Source organism: Actinomadura sp. NPDC000600, assembly GCF_040492135.1.
GTDB lineage: Bacteria > Actinomycetota > Actinomycetes > Streptosporangiales > Streptosporangiaceae > Spirillospora.
The window spans coordinates 1-14,173 of record NZ_JBEUPD010000048.1 but is presented as its reverse complement, the minus strand read 5'-3'; the positions used below and the strand labels follow the sequence as shown (position 1 = coordinate 14,173).

The following is a 14,173-nucleotide window of genomic DNA, read 5'->3' as shown; positions in this document are numbered from 1 at the left end:
AGTTCTGTCACATGGGGGTACATGCCCGCTCGGAGGCTGATTACAGCTCGTAATGGAGTGTATTTGCCAAGTGACCGAGACTTGGGCGGCGTGACCTGATCGGCGTGTCTTCGAGACGCCTTGAATCAGGCGGTGTCGACGACCTGGAACGACTCGGCGAGACGTCCCTCGGGGAGCCCCGCGGCGGCGGCGTTGGCGCTGAGCCAGCCGCGCAGCATCTCCGGAAGCCCGTCCCCCATGTGCGCGGTCTGGCTGGCGTGCGCCCGCAGCGCGCTGACCTTCCGGTCGAACCGGTCGGTGATGTCGACGTAGTGGTTGACGACGGGGCCGCCGCTGATCCACACCTCCCGCGCCGTCCACGCCTCCAGGCCCTCGTCGGCGAGCAGCTCCGGGAACGCGTAGGGGTTGCGGGCGTCGGGGTAGACGGCGTCGAGCGCGGCCGAGCCGACCGCCCGGTGGTCGGGGTGGCTCGGGTAGATCCGCTCGTAGTTCCGCTCGGGGGACGGCATCAGCACCCGGTCCGGCCGCACCTGCCGGATCACGCGGGCGATGTCGCGGCGCAGGTCGAAGGTCGCCTCGACCCGCCCGTCCGGGTAGCCGAGGAACCGGACGTCGCCGACCCCGACGCACTTGGCCGCCGCGCGCTGCTCCTCGCGGCGCAGCGCGGCCATCTCGTCGCGCGAGACCTCGTCGTCGAAGCCGCCCGCGTCGCCGTCGGTGACCATGAGGTAGACGACCTCGATGCCGCGGTCCGTCCAGCCCGCGACCGTCCCGGCCGCGCCGAAGTCGACGTCGTCCGGGTGCGCCATCACGGCAAGGATTCGCTGCAGTTCGCTGTCGTCCAGAACATTGGTCACAGTTTCAACCATAAGGTCGGCGAACGGTTTCAGGTACATCCGGAGATCGTGCTTTCAGCGAACGTTCCGGGTGCCCGGATAGCGACGCGACCGCCTACCGCGCAGCCCCTTGAGGGCCGACGGCGTCAGAGGCGAGCCCCGTCCCAACGGGCCCTGCCCGAACATGCCCAGGCTGAACGTGCCCTGTCTCAACCTGACCCACCCCAACGTGCGGCCTGTCAGAACAGGGCCTGTTAGAAACGGGGGTCTGCTGCAACGAGCGCTTGTCGAGACTGGGGACCCTGTCGGGACGGGCCCGCCCGAACGTGCGGCCCGTCCCGAACGCGCGTCCTGCCCGAAGGTGGCCTCCTGACCGAACGTGCGGCCCGCCCGAACGTGCGCGCCGCCCGAACGTGCGCCCGGCCCGAACGTGCGGCGTGTCAGAAGGTGAGCAGGGCCGAGAGAAGACGCTCCTGGAACGCCGCCACGTCGCTGCCGATGGCCACCTTCACCGGACGGCGGGTGTCATCGGCGGGCAGTGAGCGGGCGTCCCATACCGTCGTGCCGCGCGTCAGTTCGCCTCGGAGCTCCACCCGGACCGGGCGCTGGACGTACTCGCCGAGCTCGGGGGCGACGACGAGCATCGCGGCGAGGGCGTCGTGGATGACCGCGCCCCGGCGCTTCAGGGTGGGCGTGTAGGCGTCCGCGTAGAACTCCAGGATGTTCGCGGCGAACCGGGCGACGGGGGTGTCGTGCGCGGCGAGCCGGTCCAGCCAGTCGTCGTGGACGGCGGTCGGGTGCGTGGCGTCCAGCGGCACCAGGACGATCGGCCAGTCCGCGGCGAACACCAGGTCGGCGGCCTCAGGGTCGTGCCAGATGTTCGCCTCGGCGTGCGTGGTGATGTTGCCGGGGTGGTCGAACGCGCCGCCCATCACGACGACCTCGCGGATCAGCGACGGCAGTTCCTCGTCCAGCAGCAGCGCCGCGCCCAGGTTGGTCAGCGGACCGGTCGCGAGCAGGGTCAGTTCGCCGGGCATCGCGCGGGCCAGCCGGACGATCTGCGCCGGGGCGGGCTCGGCGACCGGGCGTCCCGCGGGCTCGGGAAGGTGCGTGTCGCCGAGGCCGTCCGTGCCGTGCCAGTCCAGCGCGTAGTGGACGTCCTGCGCCATCGGCCGTGCGGCGCCGACCGCGACCGGCACCTCATGCCCGCCCACGCCCTGCCCATTCGGAAGGCTCTGCCCGTCTGCGCCCTGCCCGGACCCGTCTGCGCCGGCCACCGGGATGCCCGCGGCCTCCAGGACGCGCAGCGTGTTGAGCGCGCCGGTCATGGGGTCGATGTTTCCGTGGACGGTGCCGACCGCCGTCAGCTCCGCCTTCCCCGCCTGGACCAGCGAGGCCAGATAGAGCAGCGTCATCGCGTCGTCGATGCCGGTGTCGCAGTCGTAGAGGATCTTGGGTGGCTTCGTCACGGATGCAACCTATGCGGGCGCGGGCCGTCCGGGCACCCCGGTATCGCATGATCAACGATTGGGTCTGGGATGGGGGCGTTCGCCGGGGTAGAGCTGAGACATGCGCAAACTCATCAACGCCCCGGCGAACGTGGTGTCCGACGCGCTGCGCGGACTGGCCGCCGCGCACCCGTCGCTGAAGGTCGATCCAGAGAACGGGACCGTCGTCAGAGGAGACGCCCCGCGAACCGGGAAGGTCGCCCTGGTGTCGGGCGGCGGATCCGGTCACGAGCCGCTGCACGCCGGGTTCGTCGGATACGGGATGCTGGACGCGGCCTGCTGCGGGGAGGTGTTCACCTCTCCCGTCCCCGACCAGATCATCGCCGCGACGATGGCGGTCGACGGCGGCGCCGGCGTCCTCCACCTGGTGAAGAACTACACCGGCGACGTCATGAACTTCCAGATGGCCGCCGAACTGGCCGAGGACGAGGACATCGAGGTCGTCTCAGTCATCGTCGACGACGACGTCGCGGTGGAGGACAGCACGTTCACCGCCGGGCGGCGCGGCACCGGCGCCACGCTGTTCGCGGAGAAGATCGCCGGGGCGCTCGCCGAGGAGGGCGCGCCCCTCGCGGACGTCGCGGCCGTGGCACGGGAGGTGAACGAGCGCAGCAGGTCGTTCGGCGTCGCGCTGTCGTCCTGCACGGTCCCGGCCGCCGGGACCCCGACGTTCGAGCTGGGCGAGGACGAGATGGAGCTCGGCATCGGCATCCACGGCGAGCCCGGCCGTGAGCGCGTCAAGGTCGGCACCGCCGTGGAGATCGTCGACGCCTCGCTCAGCGCCATCGACGCGGACATGCCGCTGTCCGGCTCCGAGGTGCTCGTGCTGGTCAACGGGATGGGCGGTACCCCGCTGATCGAGCAGTACGTCGCCTACGCGGCGGCGGCCGAGTGGCTGGAGGGGCACGGCGCCACCGTCGTGCGCCGCCTGGTCGGACCGTACGTGACCAGTCTGGAGATGGCGGGCTGCATGATCAGCGTGTGCCGGGTGACGCCCGACCTGACCCGCCTCTGGGACGCGCCCGTCGAGACCCCCGGGCTCCGGTGGGGCCGATGAACACGGGATCGAGCGGTGCCGGATCGAGCGGTGCCGGATCAAGCGGCGCCGGATCGATGAACGCGGGGGATCTCGCGTCCTGGATCCGGCAGGCGGCCGAACGGGTGTCCGCCGACGCCGATCGGTTGACCCGGCTGGACGCGGCGATCGGCGACGGCGACCACGGTCTCAACCTCGACCGGGGCTTCCGCGCCGCCGTGGAGGCGCTGCCCGAGGACGTTCCGCCGGGCAAGGTGCTGATCGCCGCCGGACGGGCCATCGTCTCGAAGACGGGCGGCGCGTCCGGCCCCCTCTACGGGACGGCGCTGCGCCGTGCCGGCAAGGCGTTCGGCGACGCCGCCGAGGTGGACGCCGTCGCGCTGGGCGACGCGCTTCGGGCCGCCCTTGAGGGCGTCCAGGACCTCGGGAAGGCCGTCGAGGGCGACAAGACGATGGTCGACGCGCTGGCTCCGGCGGTCGCGGCGTACGAGGCGGCGCTGGCGGACGGCGTCGACCTGGCCGGATGCGCGCGGGCCGCCGCCGAGGCCGCCGCGAAGGGCGCGGACGCCACCGTCCCGATGCGGGCGCGTAAGGGCCGGGCCAGCTACCTGGGCGAGCGCAGCGAGGGACACATGGACCCCGGCGCCTCGTCCACCGCTCTGCTGCTCCAGGCCCTGGCCGATGTCGCAGGGGAGGGGTGACATGGTCGGGATCGTCATCATCTCCCACAGCCGGACACTGGCCGAGGGCGTCGCCGAGGTCGCCCGCGCCATGGGCGTCGGCAAGGCCGTCGTCGAACCCGCGGGCGGCGACTCCGAAGGGCGGCTCGGGACGAGCATCGACCTCGTCGAGCAGGCGGTCGCCGCGGTCGACGACGGTGAGGGGGTCGTGCTGCTCGCCGACCTCGGCAGTTCCGTGCTGACCGCCAAGATGCTCATCGAGGACGCCGACGGCGACGACGTGCTGCTCGCGGACGCCCCGCTGGTCGAGGGCGCGGTCGCCGCCGCGTCCATGGCCGCGACCGGCGCGGACCTCGCCGCCGTCCACGCCGCCGCCGAATCAGCCCGCGACCACCGCAAGACCAGCTGAACCACCCCGTGGTCGGGCCGGACCTGATCGGCGCCGGCCCGACCACGGCGGCTCTTTTCGGACTGCACAGTCCAGAACTGGCCGTTCGCTTCAAGCCGCCCGCTTCAGGTCGTGCGGTTCAGAGTGCGGGGCGCTTCACGCTGGGCGGTGAGGGCTTCGATTCAGGCGGCGTAGTTCGGGGTGTCGTGTGCCGCGCGGGGCATGGTGGTTCAGTTCGTGTTGCGGTTCAGCGCATGACGACGGTTCAGCACGACGTGCGGTTCCAGAGAGTGGCGGTTCAGGGCGCGGTCGGTCAGAGCGTGCCGACTCAGAGCGTGCCGACTCAGGGTGTGGCGGGGTCAGGGTGTGGTGACTCAGGGTGTGGCGGGGTCAGGGTGTGGTGACTCAGGGTGTGGCGGGGTCAGGGTGTGCCGACTCAGGATGTGGCGGGGTCAGGGTGTGGCGTCGGGGCCTTCGAGGAGCGTGCCGAGGACTGAGGCGACGCCTGCGGTGGGGTCGCCTCTGACTTCGTAGACGCGCGTCTCCCCGGCTGCCCCGTACTCCTCCGCCCCGTCCCCGGAGACCGTGATGCGGTAGGCGGGCAGGTCGGCGCCGATCTCGCCCCGCTCGCCGCGGGCGTGCGCTGCGGCGAGAGCGTCCACCGCATGCCGGACGCGGTCCGCTTGGCCGGCGGGGAGGGTCTCGGTGTCGTACTGCGCGACGACGGTGCTGTAGCCGGTGAAACCGCCGGTGCTCTCGATCGTCACGCGCATGCCGCGCACCTCCCCGTCGACTCGTCTGCTCTCCGCTCTCTACCCGCTCGCCGCGAATCCCTACTCGCCGCACGGATTCATCGCCGAACGGCCTCACGCGCTGGACGTCCCGACCTGTCGAGAGTCCCTAGTCACTGGGCGCCCCCACTCTCAGAACGTCCCTACTCCCCGGACGTCCCAACTTGCTGAGCGTCCACACACTGAGCGTCCACACACTGAGCGTCCACACACTGAGCGTCCACACACCGAGCGTCCACACACCGAGCGTCCACACACCGAGCTTCCGCGGGTGGAGCCTCTACTTGCTGAATGTGCTGCGCAGCTCGTCCAGTCCGCTCCGGAGGATGTCGTCGTCCTCCAGTGAGCCGCCCTGGGCCAGCTTCTCCGCGGAGACGGCCTGGTACTCGGGCATCTGCATCGTGCCGCAGCAGCGCGACCTGTCCTGGCCGGCGAGCAGGCTCGCCGAGTTCTCGTCGTGCGGCTGGACCTCGGTGACGTCCTGCCCGTCCCCGGTGTAGGCGGCCTCGGTCATCGCCATCTGCCCGCTCATCAGGTCGCGCAGCGGCGTCGCCGCCGTCGTGATCTCCCGGACGGCGAACCGGTTGCGGATGAACGTCCGGTAGATGGCCGGCTCGCCGCGGTTCGCCGAGGCCTGGAGCATCTGGTTCGCCACGTCCACGTACCGGGCCCCGGTCGCGGGCGACGCGACGATCGCGTCGAACACCAGCTTGCACAGTGTGGACGCCGTCTCGATCAGCACGACCGCCGCGTCCTTCGTGCGCTGCTGCCGGCTGAGCTCGAAGGTGTAGACGTCCGCGAGGATGTCGTAGATCGCGCCGGTGAACACCTGCGAGATCGCGTGCACCTCGTTGCCGACCTCGCTGAGCTTGAGGTCGTTGTCGGCGTTGCGGAGTCCGGACGGCATGCCGAGGGCCTTGCCGAACTGCTCGGCCAGCTCCGTCAGGAACGACTTGTCGTGCAGGTTCGCCTTGGTGAGCGCGACGAGCGCGTCCGCCTGGTCCGGTTGCGCCAGGGCCAGGAAGATCGCCGTGATGTCGCCGAACGCCTCGTGCAGGCCGCCGGTCTGCGGCGGGTTGTCCGCCGACAGCCAGCCCGGCTTGAGGCCGTCCAGGATCGCGTGGCCCGTCTCGTGCGCGACGATGTCGAAGGACTGGCACGTGAAGAGCACGTTCGACGGCGGCTGCCCTTGCGGAGTGAAGAAGAGGAACTTCAGCGCCTTGGCCGTCCGCGTGTAGAACGCGTTCGCGCCCTCGCCGGCGTGCGGGAACACGGTGATGCGCTCGGTGTTGCCCCCGACGTTCCACGCGAACGGGATCGGGACCCCGCCGTTGTGCCGCTCGTACATGGCCATCGTCTCCCGGACGACGGCGAACGTGTGCGCGCAGTCGAACTGCGGGGTTCCGGGCGTGAAGACGAAGTCGCCGTTGATGTTGCGCGCGACCGGGGTGACGCCCTGCAGCTCGGTCTGGACGCGCAGGTCCGTCGGTCCGTTCAGCACCACGGTCGGGATGAAGGTCAACCGGGCGCCGAGCGCGGTGACGGACGGGTCCTGCTTGTAGACCAGGAACCGGTGCCCGGGCTGCGCGGGAACCGGAATCGGCACCGGGCGCGGGACGGGACGCGGAAGCGGCCGGGCCGCCACCTGCGCGACCTGGGAGGCCCGTCCGGGCCACTGCGCGGGCACGACGATCTCGGTGGTCTCGGCGTCCCGTTGCGTCTGGAGTTCTTGCTGGTGGATCTTCATCAAAGCCACCTTCCCCCTGTGACAGTGCGCGAGCCCCTGTGACTCTGCGCTGCTGTGTGCGGACATGCGGGGTTGCAGTACGGGGCCTTGCATTCCGGGCTCGGACCGAGTCGGCGGCCCGACCGGTGCCCGCTCCACTTCCAACGTCTGCCGGGCAGCGAGATCGAGTCAACCCGCTGTGCTCAAAAGGCACCCCATCTGTCCACATGCTGCCTTCGGGCCCCTGATCAGGGTCGCCGGAGGTATCGGCCGGACGCGGAGTCGGGCCCGTCCGCCAGGCTCGTCCGAGGCGGGGAAGAACGCGCACGGATCACGAGCCAACCGATCGCCGGAGGGGGTTGGGACGGAGTGCGGGCGAGGTTCGACAGGGTTCGGGACGGGGCCGGGCGAGGTCCGGACAGGGGGCCGGGCGGGGGCCGAGGCGCTCGCGGTCGGCGGACGCGCCGAAAACGTCCGCGCAGCGCCGTAGACTCGCACGTGATGTCGAAGACCGAAGCTCACCCCTTGCTCGACGGCCTCAATCCGCAGCAGCGCGCCGCCGTCGTGCACTCCGGCGGCCCCCTGCTGATCGTGGCCGGCGCAGGCTCGGGCAAGACCCGGGTGCTCACGCACCGCATCGCCCACCTGCTCGGCGAGCGGGAGGTGCACCCTGGCCAGATCCTGGCGATCACCTTCACCAACAAGGCGGCCGCCGAGATGAAGGAGCGGGTGGACGCCCTCGTCGGGCCGCGCTCGCGCGCCATGTGGGTGATGACGTTCCACTCCGCGTGCGTCCGGATCCTGCGCCGCGAGGCCAAGCGCCTCGGCTTCCCCACGAGCTTCTCGATCTACGACCAGGCCGACGCGAACCGGCTGATGGCGCTCGTCTGCCGCGAGCTCGACCTCGATCCCAAGCGCTACCCGCCGAAGTCGTTCAGCGCCCAGGTCTCCAACCTGAAGAACGAGCTGATCGACTACGAGACCTTCAAGGCGCGGGCGTCCACGCACATGGAGCAGACGCTCGCCGAGGCCTACGAGATGTACCAGGCGCGGCTGCAGCAGGCCGGCGCCATGGACTTCGACGACCTGATCATGATGACGGTCAACCTGCTGCAGGTGTTCCCGGAGGCGGCCGAGCACTACCGGCGCCGGTTCCGGCACGTCCTGGTGGACGAGTACCAGGACACCAACCACGCGCAGTACGAACTCGTCCGGGAGCTGACCGCGCCCGTCGAGGGCGTCGGGGCCGCCGAGCTCTGCGTCGTCGGCGACGCCGACCAGTCGATCTACGCGTTCCGCGGGGCGACCATCCGCAACATCCTGGAGTTCGAGCGCGACTACCCGGACGCCACGACGATCCTGCTGGAGCAGAACTACCGCTCCACGCAGACGATCCTGTCCGCGGCCAACGCCGTCATCGAGCGCAACGCCGACCGCAAGCCCAAGAAGCTCTGGTCCGACCAGGGCGAGGGCCACAAGATCATCGGCTATGTGGCCGACAACGAGCACGACGAGGCCGCGTTCGTCGCCCGCGAGGTCGACAAGCTCACCGACGACGGCGTGGCCCGTCCCGGTGACGTGGCCGTCTTCTACCGCACCAACGCGCAGTCCCGTGTCTTCGAAGAGGTGTTCATCCGGGTCGGGCTGCCGTACAAGGTCGTCGGCGGCGTCCGGTTCTACGAGCGCAAGGAGATCCGCGACGCGCTCGCCTACCTGCGCTGCCTCGCCAACCCCGAGGACACCGTCTCCCTGCGCCGCATCCTGAACGTCCCCAAGCGGGGCATCGGCGACCGCGCCGAGGCCTGCGTCGAGGCGTACGCGTCCCGCGAGCGCATCTCGTTCTGGCAGGCACTCCGGACGCCCGAGGACGTTCCCGGCATGGCGACCCGCTCGATCAACGCCGTCCGCGACTTCGTCGTCCTGCTGGACGAGCTGCGCGCCGCCGCCGAGTCGCTCACCCCCGCCGACCTGATCGCCGAGGTGCTGAAGGCCAGCGGCTACCTCGCCGAGCTCCAGGCGTCCAAGGACCCGCAGGACGAGACCCGCGTCGAGAACCTCCAGGAACTCGAGGCCGTCGCCCGCGAGTTCGAGGAGCGCCTCGACGGCGAGTCCGCCGAGGGCCGCCTTCCCGAATTCCTGGAACAGGTCGCCCTGGTCGCCGACGCCGACTCCATCCCCGGCGGCGCGAAGGGCGGCCCCGTCCCGCCGGGCGAGCAGCCCGAAGAGAGCGAGCACGGCGTCGTCACCCTGATGACCCTGCACACCGCGAAGGGCCTCGAATTCCCCGTCGTCTTCCTCACCGGCATGGAAGACGGGGTCTTCCCCCATTTGCGCGCCATGAGCAACCCCAAGGAACTCGAAGAGGAACGCCGCCTCGCCTACGTAGGCATCACGCGCGCCCGGCAACGCCTCTATGTCTCGCGGGCCACGATGCGGAGTTCATGGGGAGCGCCGCAGGTCAACCCGCCGTCCCGCTTCCTCGGCGAGGTGCCGAGATCCCTCGTCGAGTGGGAGCGCGAGGCATCGTCCACGTCCGGCTCCGCGATGTCGCGAATGGCGGAACGCCCGGGGACCCGCTCCCCGGGGAACCGCCCCGTCCCGTCCTTGTCACCGGGCGACAAGGTCACCCACGACGCCTTCGGCCTGGGCACCGTCGTCTCCGTCTACGACAAGGGCGAAAAGGCCAGCGTCGACTTCGGTGGCGACTACGGCGTCCGCACCCTCGTCCTACGCTTCGCCACCATAGAAAAACTCTGACCCCCTCAATCTGCGTCGGCGGTGGACGTGTCGATTGGAGCACGTCCGCCCAGCAGACGCCGGCCGCTCCACGAGAACCGTCCAGCCGCCCAGCCCGCCGCCCACCCGACCGAGCCCGAAAACGCGGCAACGCGGCAACGCGGCAACGCACCCAACCCGCAAACCCCTCGCCTCAGCGAGGTCGATTGCTCGCCTCGGCAAAGCGTCCGCCCCCTGGCGAGCACCCACCTTGGCGAGCGTTCGCCCTGGCAGAGCGTTTGCTCTGCGGAGCGCTCGGTTCGGCGGAGTATTCGCACTGGCGACGCTTTCGCCACTGTGAAGTACTCGGCTAAGAGCGGTGCTTGCGCTAGCGGATTGCTCGCCGCAGCACAATGTCCACTTCAGTGGAGCGTTCGTCCCTGCTGAGTGTTCAGCTATGCGGAGCACGCCGGCCTGGCGCGGAGTTCGCTTCTGTGGGTTGCTCGGCTCGGTAAGGCGTTCGCTCTGGTAAGCGCCCATGCCTGCAACGCTCCCCTCAGCGACGGTTCTCCTATGAGCGCTCGACTTGGCGGAGCGTTCGCCTCTGCGGAGCGCTCCTCCCGGCGAGGAGTTCGCCCCGTGAAGCGCTCGGCTCAATGAAGCGTTTGCCTCGTCGGGGGTGTGGAGGGCCTGCGTGGGGTGCTTCGCCGGTCCCATGGTGGCGATCGTCGTTCTGGGGTTGCGCGGTCAAGAACCGGTGTCGGTGGCACGGGTATAGCGGGCGGCGAGGGTGCGCAGGTGGTCGGCGAGTTCGGGGTTCGCCGTCTCGTCGATCCGGAAGTCGGCGCCCAGCATGCCGAGGTAGACGGCGAGCATGGACGGATCGTCGGAGCCGACCTCCACGATGCACGTGTCGTCATCGGCCGGTTCGACCGTGATGCCGGCGGGGAGTCGAGCCGCGATCTCGGTGGCCGGCGCGTTCACCACGACCCGCGCTCTGTAGGCCCACATCGCCCGGGCGAGGCCGGACGAGATGCGGGCCGCGACGTCCTCGTCCGGCATGTCCCGAGGCGCGAATCGGGGACCGGCGGGCGGGCGCAGGACGATGCGGTCGACGCGGAAGGTCCGCCAGTCGTCCCGCTCCAAGTCCCAGGCGAGGAGGTACCAACGGCGGCCGGAGGCGACGAGGCGGTGGGGTTCGGTCACGCGGGGCCCGTCTGCACCGTCGTGAGTGCGGTAGTCGAAGCGCAGGCGCTCGTTGTCGCGGCAGGCGGCGGCGATCGCGGTCAGCGCGGCCGCGTCCACGGGCGGCTCCGAGCCTGGCAGCGCGACCGTCGTCGAAGCGAGCGTGCCGACACGGTGGCGCAGGCGCGACGGCAGGAGGCGCTCCAGCTTGGCGAGCGCGCGGACGGAGCTTTCCTCGATGCCGGAGACCGCGCCGCTCGCCGCCGTCCGGAGCCCGATCGCCACCGCGACCGCCTCGTCGTCATCGAACAGCAGCGGCGGCAGGACCGCGGCCGGGCCGAGCCGGTAGCCACCGCCGACACCCGGTGACGCGTCGATCGGATACCCGAGTTCGCGCAGTCGCTCCATGTCGTTGCGGACGGTCCGGGCGGTGACGTCGAGGCGTTCTGCCAGCTCAGGCCCTGTCCAGTCGCGCGGTGCTTGGAGGAGCGACAGCAGCCGGAGCAGCCGGACCACCGAGGTTCGCGTCATCTCTCCATGATGCCGCGCATTGAGGAACGATCTGTTCCGCAATGACCTTTAGCGTGCCTGCCATGACGAACGAGATCCGTCCATTCCGCATCGATATCCCGGCGACCGAGCTGGAGGACCTGCGAGCCCGAGTGTCCGCGACGCGCTGGCCATCGACCGCGGGGGTGGCCGACTGGAGCCGCGGCGTCCCGATCGAGTACCTGAAAGAACTCGCCGGATACTGGGCCGCCGAGTTCGACTGGCGGGCGCAGGAAGCGGCGCTGAACGAGATCCCCCAGTTCAAGACGGTGATCGACGGCCAGACGATCCACTGCTTCCACGTGCGGTCGCCGGAGCCGGACGCACTGCCGATCGTCCTCACGCACGGCTGGCCCAGTTCACCGATCGAGTTCATGAAGATCGTCGGGCCGTTGACCGATCCCCGTTCTCACGGCGGCGATCCCAGGGATGCCTTCCATGTCGTCCTGCCCTCCCTACCGGGCTACGGTTTCTCCAACCCGATCGGTGACGCGGGCTTCAACCTGTTCGGCGTCGCACGAGCGTGGGCGGAATTGATGCGCCGACTCGGCTACGAGCGGTATGTCGCGCAAGGTACGGATGTCGGCTCGGGCGTCGCCGGAATGCTGCCGATGGTCGACCCGGGGCATGTCGCAGGCGTCCACCTGTCCGGAACGGGCGCGGCCCCGCCGTTCGGCCCTCCCCTTGAACCGGATCGGTTCTCTGGTGCCGATCGAGCGCGCGCACAGAAGTTCAACAGGTTCAGGGAGGAAGGGATCGGCTATCTGGCATTGCAGTCGACTCGCCCGCAGACCCTGGCGTACTCCCTGAACGACTCGCCGGTCGGTCAACTGGCCTGGATCGTGGAGAAGTTCCACGAGTGGACGGACCCGGCCATCGAGTTGCCCGATGCGGCCGTTGATCGGGACCAGTTGCTCACCAACGTGAGCCTTTTCTGGTTCACAGGCTCCGGGGCCACCTCCGCCCACGCCGTCTACGAGGGCATGCAGGCATGGAAGGCCTTCGCCGCAACGGAGAGCGGCCCCTCGCCGAAGCCGGACGTTCCCGTCGGTGTGGCCGTATTCGCTGCCGACAGCACCATTCGTTCCCTCATGGACCCAGACGGCGATATCGGGCACTGGTCGGAATACGACCAAGGTGGTCACTTTGCAGCCATGGAAGTTCCGGAGCTACTTGTGGGTGACATTAGGCTCTTCAGTCGATCCCTTAGGTGAGAGTTAGTGCTTATAGAAGGCCATAGTGAGACGGCTCTCGCAACGAGGCAGCGTGCGAAGAGAGGGTGAGTCGTCGAGGGGTCTAGTACGGAGAGGTCTCCCGCAGAGAGGCGTTGCTCATAGAGGAGAGTTCTGAGAGAGGCGGACCGCGGCGGCCGCCAAAGGGGGTGGAGCCACGGGGGGCGGAGTAGTTACAGGGCGGAGTAGTTACAGGGCGGAGTAGTTACAGGGCGGAGTAGTTACAGGGCGGAGTAGATACAGGGCGGAGTAGATACAGGGCGGAGTAGATACAGGGCAGAGTAGATACAGAAGTCGAGCCCGTAGAGGGATAGTGCTCGTAAAGAGGTCGAACGGGTGGGGTGGCGCTGCGTACGGGGCCGCCCCTCCGAAGTCAAGGGCGCCTTCGGCGTCGCTTCGCGATGGGACTTCGTCCCACCCTTGACTTCGGAGCCTCTGCGGCCCCTGGTGCAGGTTTCGTCGGGCAGGCTCCGCCTGCCCCCGCCCGACGCGCCACCCCACTCCTCCAAGAGCCATCCCCTCGACGAGGGGACCACCTTCCAACCGCAACCGAGCCGCCCCATCGACGTGCGCGCCGCCCCACTGCCGAGCCCCCTCGCCACCGGGCCACGCCGACACCGGGCCACCCCGACATCACGGAGCAGTGTCCTGCGCCGGCTGTGGCCGTACCCGGGCCTGGGTCAGGTTCCGTCCAGGCCGTGGTGCAGCAGCCTGGTGAATGGATCTGCTGGCGTCGCGCCCGCAGCACCCGTCTGCCAAGGAAGACCAGCCATGAGGGAGGTTGCAGACCAAGGGAGTCCGCGCATCGGGGAGTTGTCCAGCCAGGGAGCTGTCATGTCAGAGAGAGCTGGTTTTTCAAGAAACCCACAGCGGAGGCGATTGGCAACGGTGAGCTTCCGCTAGACGAGACCCACCGGCTGTAGGCGCCCATGCAATAAAAGGAATGCCATCCGCCAGGGGCCCACTTCGGGACGAGCGGGCTTCTTGCCACCGTCTCGCTTCCCTGAGCTTGAGCGCGTGACGAAGGCCTGTGTGCCCGTCCTGCTCCATCACGGCTCGTGAGTAGCCCGGCAACAGCGGACGGCCACGCAGCCGATGGCAGGAAAGCCGGTGGTGAGGTAGCGGGCTCGACAGGCATCCTCGTCCTGACCACGCTTGCGGACGGCGCCGAGTTCATCGGCGAACTCAAGAAATTTGGCTCCCTCGGCTAGGGCCCACCGCTGGGGAGAAGGTTGTCCTACCACGGCGCAGACGGCCCGCCGAAGCGAACTCACCTTTTCCTTGAGAAGGACCAATTGACGAGTTATCCCCCTAAGACGTGTCCGCGATCCAGGCAGGTTTGGTGGTATTTGTGCTTTGGTGGGCGTGCCGCCAAACCGAAACGCCCGTCTTGTCCCATGAGCCTGATTGGCTCTTAAATTGATCAAGCTTGACCTATCTCGGTGGTGACAGTAATTAGCCTCCGATCTCGCGTCTGTTCGCCCACTAGTTCGATATACTCTGTGTATGTGTTCGGTTACGGGTATG

General features: G+C 69.3%; 10 protein-coding genes. 5 read left to right on the top strand and 5 right to left on the bottom strand.

Annotated features, from left to right (window positions below; all coding sequences use genetic code 11):
- Window positions 1-125: 125 nt before the first annotated feature.
- Together ABWI07_RS39380 and ABWI07_RS39375 are read right to left on the bottom strand one after the other, a co-directional pair.
- Window positions 126-869: a PIG-L deacetylase family protein gene (locus ABWI07_RS39380; RefSeq protein ID WP_200841832.1), complete on the bottom strand. Its 744-nt coding sequence runs from the start codon at window positions 867-869 to the stop codon at window positions 126-128.
- A gap of 407 nt (window positions 870-1,276) precedes the next feature.
- Window positions 1,277-2,305, bottom strand: coding sequence for a nucleoside hydrolase (locus ABWI07_RS39375; protein WP_235036736.1), 1,029 nt, complete (start codon window positions 2,303-2,305; stop codon window positions 1,277-1,279).
- A gap of 100 nt (window positions 2,306-2,405) precedes the next feature.
- Between ABWI07_RS39375 and dhaK the strand changes: the two genes are divergently transcribed.
- Genes dhaK through dhaM form a run of 3 tightly spaced genes read left to right on the top strand, consistent with a single transcriptional unit; the run spans window position 2,406 to window position 4,469 of the window.
- Window positions 2,406-3,401, top strand: a complete 996-nt coding sequence (dhaK, locus tag ABWI07_RS39370) for a dihydroxyacetone kinase subunit DhaK (protein ID WP_149259000.1) — start codon at window positions 2,406-2,408, stop codon at window positions 3,399-3,401.
- Window positions 3,402-3,457: 56 nt separating this feature from the next.
- The gene (gene dhaL, locus ABWI07_RS39365) at window positions 3,458-4,081 is read left to right on the top strand and encodes a dihydroxyacetone kinase subunit DhaL (RefSeq protein WP_149259002.1); all 624 of its coding nucleotides are present in this window, start codon (window positions 3,458-3,460) and stop codon (window positions 4,079-4,081) included.
- A 1-nt stretch (window position 4,082) separates the two neighbouring features.
- Window positions 4,083-4,469, top strand: a complete 387-nt coding sequence (gene dhaM, locus ABWI07_RS39360) for a dihydroxyacetone kinase phosphoryl donor subunit DhaM (protein WP_200841833.1) — start codon at window positions 4,083-4,085, stop codon at window positions 4,467-4,469.
- Window positions 4,470-4,900: 431 nt separating this feature from the next.
- On the opposite strand, the gene ABWI07_RS39355 is transcribed toward dhaM, so the two are convergent.
- Both ABWI07_RS39355 and ABWI07_RS39350 read right to left on the bottom strand, forming a co-directional pair.
- Window positions 4,901-5,221, bottom strand: a complete 321-nt coding sequence (locus ABWI07_RS39355) for a protealysin inhibitor emfourin (RefSeq protein ID WP_149259004.1) — start codon at window positions 5,219-5,221, stop codon at window positions 4,901-4,903.
- Between the two features lie 298 nt (window positions 5,222-5,519).
- Window positions 5,520-6,986, bottom strand: a complete 1,467-nt coding sequence (locus ABWI07_RS39350; RefSeq protein ID WP_353821642.1) for a gluzincin family metallopeptidase — start codon at window positions 6,984-6,986, stop codon at window positions 5,520-5,522.
- 480 nt (window positions 6,987-7,466) lie between these two features.
- Here ABWI07_RS39350 and pcrA point away from each other — a divergent pair, with 480 nt between their 5' ends.
- Window positions 7,467-9,722 (top strand): DNA helicase PcrA, encoded by a 2,256-nt coding sequence (pcrA, locus tag ABWI07_RS39345; protein WP_200841834.1) that lies wholly within the window; start codon window positions 7,467-7,469, stop codon window positions 9,720-9,722.
- A gap of 705 nt (window positions 9,723-10,427) precedes the next feature.
- On the opposite strand, the gene ABWI07_RS39340 is transcribed toward pcrA, so the two are convergent.
- Window positions 10,428-11,396, bottom strand: coding sequence for a helix-turn-helix transcriptional regulator (locus ABWI07_RS39340; protein WP_353821641.1), 969 nt, complete (start codon window positions 11,394-11,396; stop codon window positions 10,428-10,430).
- Between the two features lie 62 nt (window positions 11,397-11,458).
- On the opposite strand from ABWI07_RS39340, the gene ABWI07_RS39335 reads away from it, so the two are divergent.
- The gene (locus tag ABWI07_RS39335; RefSeq protein WP_353821640.1) at window positions 11,459-12,628 is read left to right on the top strand and encodes an epoxide hydrolase family protein; all 1,170 of its coding nucleotides are present in this window, start codon (window positions 11,459-11,461) and stop codon (window positions 12,626-12,628) included.
- Window positions 12,629-14,173 lie beyond the last annotated feature (1,545 nt).

What these genes read in the sequence shown, in the direction of transcription:
- ABWI07_RS39380 (WP_200841832.1), bottom strand. Translation starts at nt 869, where the DNA reads ATGGTTGAAACTGTGACCAATGTTCTGGACGACAGCGAACTGCAGCGA.
- dhaK (WP_149259000.1), top strand. Translation starts at nt 2,406, where the DNA reads ATGCGCAAACTCATCAACGCCCCGGCGAACGTGGTGTCCGACGCGCTG.
- dhaL (WP_149259002.1), top strand. Translation starts at nt 3,458, where the DNA reads ATGAACGCGGGGGATCTCGCGTCCTGGATCCGGCAGGCGGCCGAACGG.
- dhaM (WP_200841833.1), top strand. Translation starts at nt 4,083, where the DNA reads ATGGTCGGGATCGTCATCATCTCCCACAGCCGGACACTGGCCGAGGGC.
- ABWI07_RS39355 (WP_149259004.1), bottom strand. Translation starts at nt 5,221, where the DNA reads ATGCGCGTGACGATCGAGAGCACCGGCGGTTTCACCGGCTACAGCACC.
- ABWI07_RS39350 (WP_353821642.1), bottom strand. Translation starts at nt 6,986, where the DNA reads ATGAAGATCCACCAGCAAGAACTCCAGACGCAACGGGACGCCGAGACC.
- pcrA (WP_200841834.1), top strand. Translation starts at nt 7,467, where the DNA reads ATGTCGAAGACCGAAGCTCACCCCTTGCTCGACGGCCTCAATCCGCAG.
- ABWI07_RS39340 (WP_353821641.1), bottom strand. Translation starts at nt 11,396, where the DNA reads ATGACGCGAACCTCGGTGGTCCGGCTGCTCCGGCTGCTGTCGCTCCTC.
- ABWI07_RS39335 (WP_353821640.1), top strand. Translation starts at nt 11,459, where the DNA reads ATGACGAACGAGATCCGTCCATTCCGCATCGATATCCCGGCGACCGAG.